Here is a 17426-nt window from a genome sequence, read left to right as displayed (position 1 = left end):
AAGTCCTCCTGAAGGGTGGCCAGATCTTGGACATCGACGGCATCAAAATCGAATGTTTCCTTCAAAAAGAAAAAGGCTCACGACCCGAATGCGCCTTACGACGGCTGCGACGAGCCGGATGACACCGGGCAGAACGCCAAGAGCGGCTATCGGAAAGGCGTGGGCTGATCAATAAAACAAGGGCTGCTGTACAACACGGTACAGCAGCCCTTTGCAGTTATTTCCGGCTCGTCAGCTTGTTCAAAAGCATCACAGCCAGCACGATGACGCCGATGACCAGCACGATGCTCACCATCCCGATGACCATGATGGGCAGAGTCGTCATCCACGAAGTAAGATGCAGCATATCAGTCCCTCCTTTAGCTCAGCAGGGTCAGCAGCAGTCCGCCGGCGATGACAGAGGCTATCTGGCCCGAGACGTTGACACTGATGGAGTACATCAGCAGGAAATTCTGGTTGTCCTCCTCGAGGCCCAGCTTGTTGACGACGCGTCCGCTCATGGGGAAGGCAGAGATGCCGGCTGCGCCGATCATGGGGTTGAGCTTTTTGCCCTCCGGGAGGAAGAGATTCACCAGCTTTGCGAACAGCACACCGCCGGCGGTGTCAAACACAAAGGCCACGAGGCCCAGTGCAAGGATGAGCAGAGTGTCGGGCCGCACGAACTTGTCAGCGGTCATCTGGCCGGCCACGGTCAGGCCCAGCACGATGGTGATGAGGTTTGCGAGGATGTTCTGCGCCGTTTCACTCAGGGTGTTCAGCACACCGCACTCCCGCAGCAGGTTACCGAACATCAGAAAGCCCACCAGTGCTACACTGGCCGGAGCCACGAATCCGGCGATGATGGTCACGACGATGGGGAACAAGATCTTGGTCAGTTGGCTGACACTGCCCTTCTGGTAGGGCATCCGGATGCGGCGTTCCTTCTGGGTGGTCAGCAGTTTGATGACCGGCGGCTGCACGATGGGGACCAGCGCCATGTAGCTGTAGGCCGCCACCATGATGGCACCAAGATACTGGGAGTGCAGGACGTTGGCCACGAAGATGGCCGTGGGGCCGTCTGCCGCGCCGATGACGGCGATGGAAGCGGCGTCCTTCAAATCGAAGAAGAAGCCCGCGAGGAAGAGGGTGAAGAAGATGCCGAACTGCGCCGCTGCGCCGAAGAGCATCAGCCACGGCTTCTCGAGCAGCGGACCGAAGTCTATCATCGCACCGATGCCGATGAAGAGCAGCAGGGGGAACAGCTCGTTGGACATTCCGGCCTCAAACAGAGCCGAGATGGGGCCGACGGTGTCGCCCTGCGTGATAGCGCCCGATAAGGGCAGGTTGACGAGGATGGCTCCGAAGCCCATGGGGAGAAGCAGGCTCGGCTCCATCTTTTTTGCGATGGCAAGGTAGATGAGCAGGGCGCCGATGCCCCACATCACCACCATCTGCCAGGTCAGGTTCCCGAAATTGGAAAAGAGACTGGCGAATGCGTTCCAGAAATCCATGTCATTGCCTCCTTTGAAATCTGCGGTGCAATGACGAAAAAAGAGACTTCCGCCACAGCACCAATTACTGTGACAAAAGTCTCAAGCGAACACATGACATCGGGCATTTCTGCCGTGTTGACGCTGCCATGCAGCGCTCCCATAAGGTGGAGCGCCCTTTACTCCCTTTTATCCAATTCTATTAAACCAGAATATGCGAAGTCTGTCAAGAAATGTGCGGGACTTTTAGCTGAATCTTAGGGGGGACTCTGAATATAGAGTGAAAAAAGAGGCTGAAGAGTACGAAAATGATTTTTGCACTTTATTCTTTTACAACGGCAACCTTCTCAATGCCATAGCGGGAAAAGAGGGGGAGGGCCTCCGGCGGGGCCGTCTCACCGCTGACCACGATGGGGATGGCAGGCGGGCAGGAGACCGCCGGTGCGGCGCAGATGCGGCCCACGGCCTCGGCGGCAGGGATCATCTCCTGCGGTGCAAGGACAGCTTCCCGGATGGTGAAGCGGCGGGGCTGTGCCTCGAGCGCCCCGGCCAATGCCGCGAAAGCGGCAGGATCGTCAGCCGTAACGGAGACATCGGCAGCAGAGGCCTCATCGCAGATGGCGTGCAGGGCCGTTTGCAGGCAGGCAAACTCTGCCGCAGAACTCTCGGCGGAAGGCATCAGCACGACGTAACGGGGGTCGGCATACTCGCACTCCACACCCCGCTCCCGCAGAGCCTGCGCCAGCTGCTGGCCGGAAAGCCCCAGCGCGGCGGCGTCCAGCGTCAGCTTGAGGGGCTCGCGGTGCGCCCCGGTGAGGGGGAGCGCCAGCCCGGGCCGGAGGGCATCCAGCTCCCGGCAGAGCATCCCCAGCCGCCAGCGGCAGATGTCCAGCTTCTCCCGGAAGCTGTCGGCCAGAACCGCGTTGGCGGCGTCCAGCGACTGCAAAATGAGATAAGAGGGGCTGGTGGAGCCGAAGAGAGCCAGCGCATTGCGCACCGCGGCCTCGTCGGCCTGCACGGACGAGCCAAGGTGCAGATAGGCACCGCCCGTGAGGACGGGCAGGGTCTTGTGAGCCGAGTCACAGCAAAGGTCCGCGCCCAGCTGGATGGGGTGGCGGCTGCCCTCTTTCAAAAAGTGGAGATAGGCGCCGTGGGCGTTGTCCACCAGAAGGGGCAGGCCGTGGGCGTGGCAGACTGCTGACAGCCCCGCGACATCCTGCACAAAGCCCAGATAGTCCGGGCTGGTGAGGTAGACGCCGAAGGGCGTGCGGCCCTCGGCGGACAGCTCGTCCAGCGCAGAGGCAAGAGCTTCCGGCTCCACAGGGCAGGTGCAGAGCGCCCCGGCGGCGTCCGGCGCGGGCCAGAGCCACTGGATGTCGAAGTCCAGCAGAGCCGCCGCGTAGAGCAGGGCCTTGTGGGCGTTCCGCGCCGCCAGCAGGACAGGCCGATCTGCCTTTGCGGGCCGCATTTGGAGCGCAAGGTGGAGCATGGCCCGGATGCACTGGCTGCTGCCCTCGGTGCTGTAATAGGTGCGGGCGGTGCTGAAGAGCTGCGTCGCGTTGGCCTCGCTCTGAGCGATGATGCCCTCGGCTTCGTACAGCTCGTCTGCGCCCGCAATTTCGGTGATGTCCAGCTCTTCACAGCCCAGCGGGCCGCGGCCCTTGTGGCCCGGCATATGCATCCGGGTGGTGCGCTGCTGGGCGTAGCGACGGACAAAATCGACGATAGGAGTGTTCATGGCTTTATTCGCAGGCTTCGCCGTCTGCGCAGGCGTTGCAGGTGCCGCCCAGCTCGATGGGAACTTCGATGCCCTGAGCTGCCAGCTCCTGGTTCTCAGCAACTTTTATCATGATGGCGCACTCGACACGCTTCTTGAACAGCTCACAGCCGTACTCGTAGACGCCGGTGATGCTGCCGGTGGCGTGGTAGGCGTTGGCTGCACAGCCGCCAGAGCAGTAGAGCTTGGCCCAGCAGTCCTTGCACTCGGGGCGGGCGTAGGCGTTGCAGTGCTTGAACTCATCCCGCACGGCGGTGTTGGTGACGCCCTTCCAGATGTCGCCCATCAGGTACTTGGGGTCACCGACGAACTGGTGGCAGGGGTAGAGGTCGCCCCAGGGGGTGACGGCCATGTACTCGGTGCCGGAGCCGCAGCCGGAGATGCGCTTGTAGATGCAGGGGCCGCCGGTGAGGTCGATCATGTAATGGTAGAAGGTAAAGCCGCGGCCCTCGCGGTCGCGCTTTATCATCTCCTTAGCAAGGATCTCGTACTGCTCCTTCAGGATGGGCAGGTCCTCGGCGGTGAGGGCGCTGGGGTCGGTGGGCTTGGTGACGACCGGTTCCATGCTCAGCTCCGTGAAGCCGAGGTCGGCCATGTGGAAGATGTCGTTGGTGAAGTCGGTGTTGTAGTGGGTGTAGGTGCCGCGCATGTAATAGTTCTTGTCGCCGCGCTTTTTCACGAACTCCTGGAACTTCGGCACGATGGCGTCATAGCTGCCGTGGCCTGCGTAGTCCTTGCGGAAGCGGTCATGGACTTCCTTGCGGCCATCGAGGCTCAGCACGACATTGTGGCACTCCTTGTTGCAGAAGTCGATGACATCGTCGTCGATGAGCATACCGTTGGTGGTCATGGTGAAGCGGAAGTTCTTGTTGTGGATCTTCTCCTGCTCGCGGCAGTAGGCGACGAGCTTTTTGACCATGTCGAAGTTCATCAGAGGCTCGCCGCCGAAGAAATCGACCTCGAGGTTGCGGCGGGTGCCGGAGTTCTCGATGAGGAAGTCCATAGCCCGCTTGCCCACCTCGAAGCTCATCAGGGCGCGGTCGCCCTGATAGCGGCCCTGCGAGGCGAAGCAGTAGGAGCAGTTGAGGTTGCAGGTGTGGGCGACGTGGAGGCAGAGCGCCTTGACCACCGTCTGGCGGTTCTTGAAGTCGAAAGCCATGTCTTTGTAGACGTCGGGAGCCCAAAGCTTGCCGGCGGCTTCCAGAGAGGCCACGTCCTCGAGGCACTGGCGCAGGTCGGCCTCGGTGACGTCGGGGCGGTCGGCATACTTTGCCAGCATGGCGGCCACGATCTCGTCGGCAGAGTGCTCTTTGTACATCGCAATGACGTCGTAAGCCACGTCGTCCACGACATGGACCGAGCCGCTGCAGCTGTCCAGCACGATGTTATATCCGTTCAGTTGATACTGATGTACCATTTCATTCTCCAATCTATAATTGCCATAAAAAAATGCCGCCCTGCAAAGGCGGCATAGGGTCTGCAATGATTACTTATTGCTGTTCTCGCACTTCTGGTTTGCGACGCCGCAGGAGGTCTTGCAGGCAGACTGGCAAGAAGTCTGGCACTCGCCGCAGCCGCCGGTCACGACGCTCTTGGTCAGGTCACGAGTAGCGATAGTCTTAATACGTTCCATAGTTGAAAACCTCTCTAAGCTCCAAAGTTTCGCATACAGCTCTCTGTATACAGTGTTATCTTTATGTATGATAACACGATGTGCGGATTCTGTCAAGATTTTGAGGGTAGGTTTTTATCCCAGCGGCTGATACTTTTTCAGGATGGTATGCAGCCCCAGCTCCCGGGCGCGGGCCAGCAGGTAGCGGTAGCGGCACAAAAGCGCCTGCCGCTCGTAGATGCGCTGCTCGATGAGGTCGGAGTCCACCTCGAGGTCGAACATCATCGCGTTCCGCTTCAGGCAGAACAGGCACTCTTTCAGCTCTTCTTCCAGCTCGGGGTGGTAGCGCTCGTGCTCGTTGTCGCGGGGGATGCGGGGCGAAAGCAGAGTCTGGGTGGTCTTGGATGGGGTTTGCAGCATAAGGCGTCCTCCTTTATAAGTAGAAAATCAGGTACACCTTATTGTATGGTGCGGAACGTGCAGAAAATGCCACAAGAGAGTACAGAAGAAATTGCTTCTGCCCGGTCAGGCGTCGGCTTCTCTGAATTGTTCGAAAGTACGTCTGAATCGCAGTCTGCAAGAAAAAAGTACAACTTTTTTCAAAAATCTGCTTGACAAAACGCTCGAAGGCGGCTATAATAGCACACGTTGACCGGCTCAATGCCGCGAAACACAACAGAATATTGGGGATTTGCATAGTGGTAGTGCGGTAGACTCTGACTCTACTTGTGGGAGTTCGATTCTCTCATCCCCAACCAGAAAGCCATCTGATTCGTTCAGATGGCTTTTTTGTTTTATCTCTCGGCGCGTTTTTGGGCCGGTGCGACACAAAGCTCTGATTTTTTCTCGCCTGCCGGGGCTATACTGTTTCTTGATGCAACAGCAATATAAGAAGCCGTTTTCATAAGCATTGCACACTGTCTGCGCGGCCTTTTTGTCCGCATACTGCGTTGCTTTCCCTTGCAATCCGTCAGGATTGCTGCGGAAAATCGCCTTGTCTGCGGAGCAAAAACTCTCGTCATCCGGTGCACCCTGCTTACGAAAACAGCTTCTGAAAGATAGGAGCAGGCAAATGAGCATTTGGGACGCATTCGGCAAAGGACGGTATAAGGGCTTCTCCCGGGAGGCGGGGCAGCTGCTGGATAAGGCGGTGGAGCTGGCCGGAGGGCTGGGCTGCAAAAAGGCAGACACCGGCCACCTGCTGTGGGCGATGCTGCAAGCGGACGGCGGCCCGGCGGCCCGCTTTCTGGCCGGGAAGAACATCTCGGAGCTGGAAGTGCGGCGTCAGCTGTCCGCCGGGCGGGATGGTTCGGTCACCAGGCTTGCCCGGGGCGATATGGCGGCGGACCTGCGCCGGGCGATGGACTACGCCATCATCGGGGCGCAGAACGCCCACTTGAGCCGGGCCGAGCCGGAGCATCTGCTCTGCGCCATGCTGGAAGACACCGACTGCGCCGCCGGGGTCATGCTGGCATCCATGGGTGTCCAGCTCACCGAGGCGGTGCGGGAGTGCCGCCAGCTTTCAGGGCAGTTCATCCTGCCGATCCAGCCGCGCTCGGCGTCGTCGCTGCCGCGGGGCAGCCGGGCCAGCGACAAATACTGCCGCGATTTGACCCGCCGGGCGGCGGACGGCGAGCTGGACCCGGTGTTCTGCCGGGAAAAAGAGCTGGACCGGATGGTAGAGATCTTATGCCGCCGCCAGAAGAACAACCCCTGCCTTGTGGGCGAACCGGGCGTGGGCAAGACCGCGCTGGCCGAAGGGCTTGCCCAGCGCATCGCCGACAAGCAGGTGCCCCGGATGCTCCAGGGGCGGCGTCTGCTGGCGCTGGACATGGCCAGCCTCGTGGCTGGTACGAAGTACCGCGGCGATTTTGAAGAGCGGTTCAAAAACCTGCTGGAAGAACTCGTCCGGGACGGCAGCGCCATCCTCTTCGTGGATGAGTTCCACACCATCGTCGGCGCAGGTGCGGCAGAGGGGGCTATCGACGCAGCCAGCATCTTAAAGCCGGTACTGGCCCGGGGTGAACTGCAGCTCATCGGCGCGACGACGAATCAGGAATTCCGCACCCACATCCAGAAGGACGCCGCCCTCGAGCGCCGATTTGGCCGCGTCCAAATCGAAGAGCCTACGCCGAAGCAGGCTGTGGATATACTGGAAGGTCTGGCACCCCGCTACGAGCGGTATCACGGCGTCCGTCTGCCCAACGAAGCCCTGAGGGAGGCCGTGGAGCTTTCAGTGCGGTATCTACCGGGGCGCTGTCTGCCGGATAAGGCCATCGACCTCGTGGACGAAGCCTGCGCGGCGGTGCGCATCCGGGCCGAACGGGAAGGGGAGAAAGACCCCGTCCTCAGCCGGAAGGAAATTGCCCGGGTGGTGGCGCAGGCCAGCGGCGTCCCGGCAGAACGGGTGGGCGAAAAGGAGCGGGAACGTCTGGCCCGCCTCGAAGAGCGCCTGAACGCCGAAGTCGTGGGCCAGAGCCGGGCTGTCGCCGCCGTGGCCGGGGCCATCCGGCGCAGCCGCACCGGGCTGGGGGAGCCGGGCCGGCCGATCGGCGCGATGCTCTTCCTCGGGCCTACCGGTGTCGGCAAGACCGCGCTGGCAAAGGCGCTGGCGGAGAGCTGGTTCGGCAGCGAGAAGGCTCTGCTCAAGTTCGATATGTCGGAGTATCAGGAGCAGCACACCGTGGCGCGTCTGCTGGGTGCGCCTCCGGGCTATCTGGGCCACGACGAGGGCGGTCAGCTCACTGAGGCTGTCCGCCGCCGCCCCTACAGCGTGGTGCTCTTTGACGAAATCGAAAAGGCGCACCCGGATATTCAGAATGTGCTCCTGCAGATGCTCGAGGACGGCCAGCTGACCGACTCCATGGGCCGCAAGGCGGATTTCCGCAATACCATCGTCCTGCTGACCTCCAACCTCGGCGCACGATTCCTCGCCGGGCAGAGCGCACCGCTGGGTTTCGGGGCGGGAAGCGAAGCCGCCTTTGAAAAGCAGTCGGAGGCCGCTGTTGCCGAGGCGAAAAAGTGGTTCCGACCGGAGCTGGTGGGCCGTCTGGATGAGCTCATCGTCTTCCGCCCGCTGGAGGAGCAGAGCCTCTGCTCCATCGCCGAAAAGCTGCTGGGCCAGCTGGAAGAGCGTGCTGCCCGCAGCGGCTACCAGCTGACCCACACGGCCCGGGTCGGCCCAGCGCTGGCGGCAAAAGCACATTCGCCCTATGGCGCGCGAGAGCTGCGCCGACAGGTAGACCGGGCCGTGGAGCAGGCCTTCGCCGACCAGATCGCCTCCGGCAGTGTGAGCCTCGGACAGCACTGGACGGCAGACTGTGCCGAGGACGGCACGATCGTGGTGCAGGAGACGCAGACGGCGGGTGTCGGCTGAAAAACTCTTGCATCTGCTCTGGTTTTCCGCTATGATAGAGGGCAGGAACTACCAGAGGAGGAAGCCGAATGCGCTATCTGTTTTTGCTCAATCCCACCGCCGGTAAGCGGGACTGCACTGCCGAGCTGGCCCCGGCCATCCAGGCAGCAGCCCAGCGGGCGGGCATCCCGCCGGAAAAACGGAAGGTCGTTGTGACCCAGTACGCGGGCCATGCCCGGGAGCTGGCTGCTGAGGCGGCGCACACCGCGCAGGCCGACGGTGAGCCGGTGCGCATCTGGACAGCGGGCGGCGACGGCACCTTCAACGAGGCGCTGACAGGGGCGCAGGGGTGCAGCCTCGCGGCGGTGGGGTGTCTGCCCTTTGGCAGCGGCAACGATTTTCTGCGCACCTACGGCACGCGGGAAGAGTTCAATGACCTCGACGCCCAGCTGGCGGGCGGCGAGGTGGACATTGATCTGATGCAGACCGACCTCGGCCTTTCGGCGACCATCTGCGCCGCCGGGCTCGATGCACAGGTGGCTTACGGTATCCCGCAGTTCCGGCGCATCCCGTTCTGCGGCGGCGAGATGGCCTATGCACTCTCCATCGTCAAGCAGCTCTGCGGCCACATCGGACGGAACGTGACCTTTACCATCGACGGCGAGGAGCTGACGGTGGACTGCCTGATGTGTGCCGTCTGCAATGGCCGCACCTATGGAGGCGGCTTTTATGCAGCCCCCGAGGCTCAGCCCGACGACGGCTGGCTGGACGTTTTCATCATCCGCAGGGTGAGCCGCCTGACGATCGCCCGCCTGCTGGGAATGTATAAGAGCGGCAGGCACTTCCGGAACGGTGAGCTGACGGAACAGGCAAAGCCCTACTTCATCTACCGCCGGGCAAAGTGCGTCTCCCTGCGCCCGGCAGACGGACGCGGCCCTATCGTGGCGACCGCCGACGGCGAGTGCGCTCCCTGCGACGCCATCACCGCGCAGCTCAAGCCGCTGGCCGGGCGCGTCCTGCTGCCCAAACCGGCCTATGAGCGGTTCATGGCCCAGCGTGCCAACGTGTAAAATGAAAGTATGAGAAGCGCCCTGCACGTTTCTTTAGGGGCTCATCGGATGATCAACAAAGGCGGCGGCTTTCCTTGTCAAGGGAAGCCGCCGCCTTTTCCGTTATCTTACAGCCTGTTTCAGCTGCTCCAGATCATCCGCATTCGGGTGAGAAAGAGCCTTGTCAAAATTCTCGATCATGGCATCCAGATTGGGCAGATGGATCGGCTGCTTTTTCATCTCTTCGTACCGCTGGCGTACGGACATCGGCATTTTGCCCTGACACATATAGCAGCCGAAAACAGTGTTGCTCTTGTCCAGCGAATGCTCCGTCTTTTTCAAGATCTTATCAAAGTATTCTTTACTGCCGCCGAAGCCGGCAGTGCCAAAGAGAAAGATGTTTTTGCCGTGCAGCTGCTTCAAAAAGTCCAAAGTGCTTTCATCGGCATTTCCCTTGTCCGTCCAGAAGCCCACATAAAGGGTGTCCGCTTCCATGGCGGCAGGATCCGGGATGCCGAAATAAATGCAGCCTTCCTGCGGCAGGCAGTCGTGCAGCGTATCTGCCAATAATTTTGTGTTGCCTGTTTTGCTGCTGTATACGATCGCGTAACTCATAACTTCTCCTTTGTGAATGTCTTTTTGTTGAGTATATCGTGATTTTTTGTCGGGTAGGTTTATGCGTTTTTGGCTTCTTTTTCTCGCAAAGCATCATAAACACAGTGAGTTCCCTGATGTGCCGTCAGCCCGCCCAGACACTTCTTGTTGCAGCGGAGACAGCGGTGGATCTGTTTTGCCTGCCCGTTTTTCAGCTTGTTCACCCAATCTGGGTCTGCCAGAAGCTGGCGGCTCATGGCGGCGCACTGGATGCGTCCGCTGGCGAGCTGCTGCTCCACAAGATCCGGGTCGTTCAGACCACCGACACCACAGATGGGCAGCTCGGTGTACTGCCGCACCTCATCGCAGAATTTGAGGAAGCATCCCGGCTGGCTGAAATAGGGATGATCGGCGGGCGGGATGGTGTTTTCCAATGCGGAATGGTTTGCAAGCGTTACATGGAAGCTGGTCACACCCGCCTGCTCCAGCAGCGGAACGAACACCGGCAGTTCTTCTTCCACCACACCGGCATTGCCAAAGTGCGGGTTTTCCTGCCGGACGGCCAGCTTGTAATCAATGGGCATCCCCGGAACCGCCGCATGGACAGCCGAGACCGCTTCCGCCGCAAAACGGGCGCGGTTTTCTGCGCTGCCGCCGTATTCGTCGGTGCGGTGGTTGAAGATGGCCGAACTGAAACTGCCGCACATCCGGTCGCCATGCACCTGCATCATATCAAAACCGGCCTGTTTTGCCAGCACCGCCGCTTTTCCAAACCCGCTGATGATGGTCCGGATCTTCCGTTTGGACATCTTTGTAATGTAAGGAGCGACTTCGGCGTTCAGTTTTTCCCGCAGCTGATCCGGAGTGATCTTCTTCAGCAGGACGCCGGGAATGTACTTGAACAGGGCCAGCAGGTTGGAATCGCTCTGGTGCAGCTGGGCACAGACTTTGCAATCCGCAGCATGGGCGATTTTCACGACCTGCTGGTAGAATGCAAAGCCTTTGGGGTCAAATAGAGATTTTTCAAATTTGCTTTTGCCCACCGGGACATCGCCCACGATGATCATGGCACAGCCGCCCTGTGCAATGGCACGGATCTTTGCAAGGTATTCTTCATCCGACAGCCCGAATGTTGTCGGCGCAAAAATGATGCGGTTTTTCAGCTGCATCCCACCATAATGGATCGGACTCAAGATCGTTTCGTACATCATTTGCACACTTTCTTTTGCACTGCTTTTTGCAGTAATGTCAGCAGCTGCTGCCGCTCCTGCGCTGTCAGTCCGCCCAGACTCTGCGCATCCCAGTCGATAAAGACCTGATGACAGACCACAAAGGCGTTTTCACCCCTCTGGGTCAGCTTCAGGTGGTAGCTGCGCCCATTCTTTTCTTTCGTCAGAAAGCCGTCTTCGGCCAGCTTGTTCAGGCTGCGCTGGGAGTGGCCCCAATCCAGATGAAGATCTTTGGTCAGTTCCGAAGGCGTACAATCCGGATGCTTTCCTACATAAATGACAAAATATATCAGCCCGAAGCTCAGACCCAGTTCCTGTAACCGCTGGGTTGTGTAAGCGGCAAACTCTCTGTGCAGGGTCAGAATGCAGGAAGATACCGTGGAGGGCTCCATTTCGTCAACTCCTTCTGCTTTTGAATGGAAAGCATTATAGCACTGTTACTTGACAAAGTCAAGTGTTTTGACTGCACTGTGTTTCGGAGCGAAAATATGAAGGTGAACCGGAATTGCCCAAATAGAGAGATGATCCCCCTATAGTTTAACGCACTGGTCTTATGACGGGTGCGTTTTTTGTTATCTGAAAGGTAGATGGATCGTACATTGTTCGTACATGGCGAGGGCAAAAAGAACATGGCTCATGGAAAGGACATAAAAACTTAACAAAGAAATTTGCAAAACCCCTTGATTTTTGACTCCAAGATGAGTACAATACATTTAGCACTCAAGGAAAAAGAGTGCTAAACAACCGGAAGGGCAAAGCCCCCGGGACATAAAACAGTTTATCTTTTATATTTATAATAGGAGGGCAAGAACGATGAAGATCATTCCTCTTGCAGACCGTGTTGTTATCAAGACTGTTGAGGTTGAGGAGACCACCAAGGGCGGCCTCATCCTGACCGGCAGCGCTAAAGAGAAGCCCCAGGTGGCACAGGTCGTGGCCGTTGGCCCCGGCGGTGTCGTGGACGGCAAGGAAGTCAAGATGACTGTCAAGGTGGGCGACAAGGTGCTCACCAGCAAGTACTCCGGCACCGAGGTCAAGGTGGACGGCGAAGAATGCACCATCGTGCGTCAGGCCGACATTCTGGCCATCGTGGAGTAAGCGTCTTTCCCTCACACTGGGATAATCAAGCTTTTACGAAGGAGCGATAAAATATGGCTAAGCAGATCAAGCAGGGCGAGGAAGCCCGCAAGGCACTGTGTGCCGGTATCGACACTCTGGCAGATACTGTTAAGATCACCCTCGGCCCCAAGGGCCGCAACGTGGTGCTGAGCAAGAAGTTCGGCGCCCCCGTCATCACCAACGACGGTGTGACCATCGCAAAGGAAATCGAGCTGAAGGACGAGTTCGAGAACATGGGCGCACAGCTGGTGCGTGAGGTCGCTACCAAGACCAACGACGCCGCAGGCGACGGCACCACCACCGCGACCGTTCTGGCACAGGCTATGGTCACCGAGGGCATGAAGAATGTCACCGCCGGTGCAAACCCGATGGACATCCGCCGCGGCATGACCAAGGCTGTCGCTAAGGCCGTCGAGACCATCAAGGCACACAGCCAGAAGGTCAAGGACTCCAACGACATCGCCCGCGTCGGCACCATCTCTGCAGGCGACCCCGAGATCGGCCGTCTTATCGCCGAGGCGATGGAGAAGGTCACTTCCGACGGCGTCATCACCATCGAGGAGAACAAGACCACTGCCGAGACCTACAACGAGATCGTCGAAGGTATGCAGTTCGACCGCGGCTACCTGACCCCCTATATGGTCACCGATACCGACAAGATGGAGGCTGTTCTGGACAATGCCGCCATCCTCATCACCGATAAGAAGATCAGCGTCATTCAGGACCTCGTTCCTCTGCTGGAGCAGGTCATGCAGAACGGCATGAAGCTGCTCATCGTGGCCGAGGACATCGAGGGCGAGGCTCTGTCCACCCTCATCGTCAACCGCCTGCGCGGCACCCTGAACGTCGTGGCTGTCAAGGCTCCCGGCTTTGGCGACCGCCGCAAGGAGATGCTGCAGGATATTGCTACCCTGACCGGCGGCACGGTTGTCTCTGCAGACCTCGGCTATGAGCTGAAGGACGCTACCGTTGACATGCTGGGTCATGCCCGTCAGGTCAAGGTCACCAAGGAGAACACCACCATCGTGGGCGGCGCTGGCGACAAGGACGCTATCGCATCCCGCATCGGTCAGATCCGCAACCAGATCGAGGCCGCTACCAGCGACTTCGACCGCGAGAAGCTGCAGGAGCGTCTGGCAAAGCTGGCTGGCGGCGTGGCTGTCATCAAGGTCGGCGCTGCTACTGAGGTCGAGATGAAGGACAAGAAGCTCCGCATCGAGGATGCTCTGAACGCAACCAAGGCTGCTGTTCAGGAAGGCGTCGTTGCTGGCGGCGGCACTGCTCCCATCAACGCCATCCCTGCTGTCCGTGAGCTGTGCGATACGCTGGAAGGCGACGAGCGCACCGGTGCTAAGATCGTCCTGAAGGCTCTGGAAGCTCCTCTGCGCCAGATCGCCAAGAACGCCGGCCTCGAGGGCAGCGTCATCATCGACAAGATCATCTCTGCCAACAAGCCCAACTACGGCTTCGACGCTCAGAATGAAGTCTACGTCGAGGATATGATCGCCGCCGGCATCGTTGACCCGACCAAGGTCACCCGCTCCGCTCTGGAGAACGCAGCATCCGTCGCTGAGATGGTGCTGACCACCGAGAGCCTCGTGGCCGACCTGCCCGAACCCCCGGCTGCTCCTGCTGCCGCTGGCGGTGACATGGGCGGTATGGGCGGCATGTACTAATAACTGCCTAAAAACCGCATGAATCCTTGATTTTTGGAGCGCGCAAAAGCGGATTTACGCCAAACTTACGCCACTTACGCCAAAAATCAAAGCGCACTATAGGGTAACAAAATCGGCACTCGCTGAAAAGCGGGTGCCGATTTTTGTGTCACGAAAAGCTGATGGATGCTGCACGCTACACACCGTCAGCTTTTTCGTTTACAGGGGAAAAAGTGGGTGGTATAATAGAAATAGAGTTTTGTAAGAGCGCTTTCATAGTCAAGGATATAAAAAATACGGATAAGCATAAAGCCGGTGGATGATATGAAAATTCTGGATAACATCACCAATACCGTTCGAGATGATTTACGGGTCGAGATCAAAAAAGGCAGCAGGGTGTCTATTGCGGCAGCCTGCTTTTCGATGTATGCCTACAAAGAGCTAAAGAAGCAGCTGGAAACCATAGACGAGTTTGAATTTATCTTTACATCCCCCACGTTTGTGAAAGAAAAGGCTGAAAAGCAGAAGCGGGAGTTCTACATTCCCCGCATTTCTCGTGAAACGAGCCTTTACGGTACAGAGTTTGAAATCAAACTGCGCAATGAGATGACCCAGAGAGCCATCGCAAAGGAATGCGCAGACTGGATCAGAAGAAAGGCTACGTTCAAATCGAACACCACCGGTGAAAATATGGCTGGCTTTATGACTGTGGATTCCGGCGCAGCACAGACCGCCTATATGCCGATTGGTGGATTTACGACAGTTGATATTGGCTGTGAGCGCGGAAATAACAGCTACAACATGGTCAACTGCATGGAGGCTCCGTTCGCACAGCAGTACATGAAGTTGTTCGATACCCTGTGGAACGACCGGGACAAAATGCAGGATGTCACAGATGTAGTACTGGAGAATATCAGCACGGCTTATGCAGAAAATTCCCCGGAGTTCATCTACTTTATGACGCTGTATCATGTGTTCAGCGAGTTTTTGGACGACATCTCAGAAGACGAACTGCCGAATGAGTCAACCGGCTTTAAGCAGAGCAAAATCTGGAGCCTGCTGTACGACTTCCAGAAGGATGCGGTGCTTGCCATCATCAATAAGCTGGAAAAGTACAACGGCTGCATCCTTGCGGACAGTGTTGGTCTTGGCAAGACATTTACCGCACTGGCTGTCGTAAAGTATTATGAGAATCGAAACAAGTCGGTTCTTGTGCTGTGCCCCAAAAAGCTGGCAGAGAACTGGAATACCTACAAGGACAACTATGTGAACAACCCAATTGCATCGGATCGGCTGAACTATGACGTCCTGTTCCACACAGACCTGTCCAGAAGCAGCGGAAAATCGAATGGCCTCGATCTGGATCGCCTGAACTGGGGCAACTACGATCTGGTAGTCATTGATGAATCGCACAACTTCCGCAACGGCATCGGTACGCACAGCAAGACGCAGGACAACCGTTACCAGCGGCTGATGGACAAGGTGATCCGTGCCGGAGTTAAGACCAAGGTGCTGATGCTTTCGGCAACGCCGGTCAACAACCGCTTTGTGGATTTGAAAAATCAGCTGGCCCTTGCCTATGAGGGAAACTCCGAATATCTGGATGAAAGGCTGAACACCTCAAAGAGCATTGAAGACATCTTTAAGCAGGCGCAAAAAGCCTTTAACGCATGGAGCAAACTGAAACCAGAAGAGAGAACCACGGATGCGCTGCTGCGGACATTGGATTTCGACTTCTTCGAGCTGCTGGACAGTGTTACCATCGCACGTTCTCGGAAGCATATCGAGAAGTACTACAACACCAACGCTATCGGAAAGTTCCCAGAGCGGTTGAAGCCGATTTCCGTTCGGCCATGTCTGACAGACCTGAATAATGCCATCAACTACAACGAAATTTATGAGCAGCTGATTCAGCTGAGCTTGTGCGTCTATATGCCCTCCAACTACATCTTCGCAAGTAAGATCCAGAAATATCAGGAGCTGACGCACAATAAGGGAGAAAATCTGACCCAGAGAGGCCGTGAGCAGGGTATTTGTCGGTTGATGAGTATCAATCTGCTGAAACGGCTGGAAAGCTCTGTACATTCGTTCCAGCTGACCCTGATGCGCATCAAGAAACTGATTGATGGTACGATTCAGTCCATTGACCAGTTTGAACGCTCCGGCCACGCTGATCTGGATATATACGACATGGCCGGAGACGATTTTGACATGGACGATGAAAACACTGACTTTTTCACCGTCGGCAAAAAAGTCAAAATCGACCTTGCGGATATGGACTGGAAGAGCTGGCGTACGGAGCTTCGGAAAGATGCAGAAATTCTGGAGCTGTTGACCTTTATGGTGGCAGATATCACGCCGCAGCATGACACAAAGCTGCAAGAACTGTTCAAGCTGCTGTCTGAAAAAATTGAGCACCCGATCAATGCCGACAACAGAAAAGTGCTGATTTTCTCTGCATTTTCGGATACGGCAGAGTACCTCTTTGACAATGTGAGTGCGTTTGTAAAGCAGAAATATGGGCTGAATACCGCTGTAATTACTGGCTCGATTGACGGACGTACCACGATCAAAGGCTTCAAGGCAACACTCAACAACGTGCTGACCTGCTTCTCTCCCATTTCCAAAGACCGGGATGTTCTGATGCCCGGTAGTGCCACGGAAATTGATGTGCTGATTGCGACAGACTGCATTTCTGAAGGTCAGAACTTGCAGGACTGCGATTATCTGATCAACTATGACATTCACTGGAACCCGGTACGCATTATCCAGCGTTTTGGACGAATCGACCGTATCGGCAGCAGAAACCAGTACATCCAGCTTGTGAACTTCTGGCCTGATCTGACGCTGGACGATTACATCAACCTGAAATCCCGTGTGGAGACCCGCATGAAAATCACAGTTATGACCTCTACCGGAGATGATGACCTTATCAACCCCGAAGAAAAGGGTGATTTGGAGTACCGCAAGGCACAGCTGAAACGCTTGCAGGAAGAGGTCGTTGACATCGAGGATATGTCGGACGGCATCTCCATCATGGATCTGGGACTGAACGAGTTCCGGCTCGACCTGCTGGATTACATCAAGCACAACGGCGATCTGGACAAGAAGCCCCGTGGACTTCATGCGGTGGTTCCAGCTACGGATGAACTGCCGGAGGGCGTGATCTTCGTGCTGAAAAACATCAATAATAGCGTCAATGCGGATAACCGCAACCGGATCCATCCGTTCTACATGGTTTATATCGGAGTGGACGGACAGATCATCTGCGACTATCTGAATCCGAAAAAGATGTTGGATGATATCCGGCTGCTGTGCCGTGGAAAGACTGAGCCAATCAAAGAGGTGTATGAACGCTTCAATAGGGAAACAGACGATGGAAAGGACATGGCAGAAATGTCCGAATTGCTGAGTGAAGCCATTGACTCAATCATTGATGTCAAAGAAGAAAGCGACATCGACAGCCTGTTCTCTGCGGGCGGAACAACGGCATTGCTCAGTCAGGTGTCCGGACTGGATGATTTTGAATTGATTTGCTTTCTTGTTGTAAAATGAACGCACAGGGGT

General features: G+C 57.2%; 15 protein-coding genes and 1 tRNA gene. 7 read left to right on the top strand and 9 right to left on the bottom strand.

Annotated elements, in window-relative coordinates; all coding sequences use genetic code 11:
• Positions 1–15 precede the first annotated feature (15 nt).
• A complete protein-coding gene (locus tag AAAU26_RS12595; protein WP_227618322.1) occupies positions 16–168 on the top strand; it encodes a hypothetical protein in 153 nt (50 codons plus the stop codon).
• 49 nt (positions 169–217) lie between these two features.
• Here the strand turns inward: AAAU26_RS12595 and AAAU26_RS12590 are convergent, their stop codons facing one another.
• The 6 genes from AAAU26_RS12590 to AAAU26_RS12565 form a co-directional block, all read right to left on the bottom strand.
• Positions 218–346, bottom strand: coding sequence for an oxaloacetate decarboxylase (locus AAAU26_RS12590; protein WP_158394692.1), 129 nt, complete (start codon positions 344–346; stop codon positions 218–220).
• A 13-nt stretch (positions 347–359) separates the two neighbouring features.
• Positions 360–1490 (bottom strand): sodium ion-translocating decarboxylase subunit beta, encoded by a 1131-nt coding sequence (locus tag AAAU26_RS12585; protein ID WP_217210157.1) that lies wholly within the window; start codon positions 1488–1490, stop codon positions 360–362.
• Positions 1491–1791: 301 nt separating this feature from the next.
• Positions 1792–3207: an aminotransferase class I/II-fold pyridoxal phosphate-dependent enzyme gene (locus AAAU26_RS12580; RefSeq protein WP_227618321.1), complete on the bottom strand. Its 1416-nt coding sequence runs from the start codon at positions 3205–3207 to the stop codon at positions 1792–1794.
• Positions 3208–3211: 4 nt separating this feature from the next.
• Positions 3212–4663, bottom strand: a complete 1452-nt coding sequence (gene scfB / locus AAAU26_RS12575) for a thioether cross-link-forming SCIFF peptide maturase (RefSeq protein WP_149793733.1) — start codon at positions 4661–4663, stop codon at positions 3212–3214.
• A 69-nt stretch (positions 4664–4732) separates the two neighbouring features.
• Entirely contained in the window at positions 4733–4879 is a 147-nt protein-coding gene (gene scfA, locus AAAU26_RS12570; protein ID WP_015563834.1) for a six-cysteine ranthipeptide SCIFF, read from the bottom strand.
• A 114-nt stretch (positions 4880–4993) separates the two neighbouring features.
• Positions 4994–5278 (bottom strand): DUF2508 domain-containing protein, encoded by a 285-nt coding sequence (locus AAAU26_RS12565; RefSeq protein ID WP_227618320.1) that lies wholly within the window; start codon positions 5276–5278, stop codon positions 4994–4996.
• A 264-nt stretch (positions 5279–5542) separates the two neighbouring features.
• Between AAAU26_RS12565 and AAAU26_RS12560 the strand changes: the two genes are divergently transcribed.
• From AAAU26_RS12560 to AAAU26_RS12550, 3 genes are all read left to right on the top strand, one after another.
• Positions 5543–5616 (top strand) — tRNA-Gln (locus AAAU26_RS12560).
• A 314-nt stretch (positions 5617–5930) separates the two neighbouring features.
• Complete coding sequence (locus AAAU26_RS12555) at positions 5931–8234, top strand: ATP-dependent Clp protease ATP-binding subunit (RefSeq protein WP_015563871.1); 2304 nt, start codon at positions 5931–5933, stop codon at positions 8232–8234.
• Positions 8235–8302: 68 nt separating this feature from the next.
• The gene (locus tag AAAU26_RS12550) at positions 8303–9283 is read left to right on the top strand and encodes a diacylglycerol/lipid kinase family protein (protein ID WP_227618319.1); all 981 of its coding nucleotides are present in this window, start codon (positions 8303–8305) and stop codon (positions 9281–9283) included.
• A gap of 102 nt (positions 9284–9385) precedes the next feature.
• Here the strand turns inward: AAAU26_RS12550 and bilS are convergent, their stop codons facing one another.
• The 3 genes from bilS to bilQ are packed head-to-tail and all read right to left on the bottom strand — an operon-like array spanning position 9386 to position 11477.
• On the bottom strand, positions 9386–9877 hold the full coding sequence (gene bilS, locus AAAU26_RS12545) for a flavodoxin family protein BilS (RefSeq protein WP_227618318.1): 492 nt from the start codon (positions 9875–9877) through the stop codon (positions 9386–9388).
• A gap of 59 nt (positions 9878–9936) precedes the next feature.
• Entirely contained in the window at positions 9937–11064 is a 1128-nt protein-coding gene (gene bilR / locus AAAU26_RS12540) for a bilirubin reductase (protein WP_227618421.1), read from the bottom strand.
• Positions 11064–11477: a bilirubin utilization transcriptional regulator BilQ gene (bilQ, locus tag AAAU26_RS12535; protein ID WP_158401551.1), complete on the bottom strand. Its 414-nt coding sequence runs from the start codon at positions 11475–11477 to the stop codon at positions 11064–11066. The genes bilR and bilQ overlap by 1 nt, the downstream gene beginning before the upstream one ends.
• Positions 11478–11898: 421 nt before the next feature.
• Here bilQ and AAAU26_RS12530 point away from each other — a divergent pair, with 421 nt between their 5' ends.
• The 3 genes from AAAU26_RS12530 to AAAU26_RS12520 all read left to right on the top strand — a co-directional run bounded on the left by AAAU26_RS12530 (position 11899) and on the right by AAAU26_RS12520 (position 17414).
• Positions 11899–12183 carry a co-chaperone GroES gene (locus AAAU26_RS12530; protein ID WP_015563875.1) on the top strand — a complete coding sequence of 95 codons (285 nt, stop codon included), beginning with the start codon at positions 11899–11901 and terminating at the stop codon, positions 12181–12183.
• 53 nt (positions 12184–12236) lie between these two features.
• Positions 12237–13880 (top strand): chaperonin GroEL, encoded by a 1644-nt coding sequence (groL, locus tag AAAU26_RS12525; protein WP_149793725.1) that lies wholly within the window; start codon positions 12237–12239, stop codon positions 13878–13880.
• 303 nt (positions 13881–14183) lie between these two features.
• A complete protein-coding gene (locus AAAU26_RS12520) occupies positions 14184–17414 on the top strand; it encodes a helicase-related protein (protein WP_227618317.1) in 3231 nt (1076 codons plus the stop codon).
• Positions 17415–17426: the final 12 nt, after the last annotated feature.

Origin of the sequence: Faecalibacterium longum, assembly GCF_040094125.1 — a bacterium.
GTDB lineage: Bacteria > Bacillota > Clostridia > Oscillospirales > Ruminococcaceae > Faecalibacterium > Faecalibacterium longum.
This window is presented reverse-complemented; position numbering and strand designations above follow the sequence as displayed.

What these genes read in the sequence shown, in the direction of transcription:
- AAAU26_RS12585 (WP_217210157.1), bottom strand. Translation starts at nt 1,490, where the DNA reads ATGGATTTCTGGAACGCATTCGCCAGTCTCTTTTCCAATTTCGGGAAC.
- AAAU26_RS12530 (WP_015563875.1), top strand. Translation starts at nt 11,899, where the DNA reads ATGAAGATCATTCCTCTTGCAGACCGTGTTGTTATCAAGACTGTTGAG.
- scfB (WP_149793733.1), bottom strand. Translation starts at nt 4,663, where the DNA reads ATGGTACATCAGTATCAACTGAACGGATATAACATCGTGCTGGACAGC.
- scfA (WP_015563834.1), bottom strand. Translation starts at nt 4,879, where the DNA reads ATGGAACGTATTAAGACTATCGCTACTCGTGACCTGACCAAGAGCGTC.
- groL (WP_149793725.1), top strand. Translation starts at nt 12,237, where the DNA reads ATGGCTAAGCAGATCAAGCAGGGCGAGGAAGCCCGCAAGGCACTGTGT.
- bilQ (WP_158401551.1), bottom strand. Translation starts at nt 11,477, where the DNA reads ATGGAGCCCTCCACGGTATCTTCCTGCATTCTGACCCTGCACAGAGAG.
- bilS (WP_227618318.1), bottom strand. Translation starts at nt 9,877, where the DNA reads ATGAGTTACGCGATCGTATACAGCAGCAAAACAGGCAACACAAAATTA.
- AAAU26_RS12555 (WP_015563871.1), top strand. Translation starts at nt 5,931, where the DNA reads ATGAGCATTTGGGACGCATTCGGCAAAGGACGGTATAAGGGCTTCTCC.
- bilR (WP_227618421.1), bottom strand. Translation starts at nt 11,064, where the DNA reads ATGTACGAAACGATCTTGAGTCCGATCCATTATGGTGGGATGCAGCTG.
- AAAU26_RS12550 (WP_227618319.1), top strand. Translation starts at nt 8,303, where the DNA reads ATGCGCTATCTGTTTTTGCTCAATCCCACCGCCGGTAAGCGGGACTGC.
- AAAU26_RS12590 (WP_158394692.1), bottom strand. Translation starts at nt 346, where the DNA reads ATGCTGCATCTTACTTCGTGGATGACGACTCTGCCCATCATGGTCATC.
- AAAU26_RS12520 (WP_227618317.1), top strand. Translation starts at nt 14,184, where the DNA reads ATGAAAATTCTGGATAACATCACCAATACCGTTCGAGATGATTTACGG.
- AAAU26_RS12580 (WP_227618321.1), bottom strand. Translation starts at nt 3,207, where the DNA reads ATGAACACTCCTATCGTCGATTTTGTCCGTCGCTACGCCCAGCAGCGC.
- AAAU26_RS12565 (WP_227618320.1), bottom strand. Translation starts at nt 5,278, where the DNA reads ATGCTGCAAACCCCATCCAAGACCACCCAGACTCTGCTTTCGCCCCGC.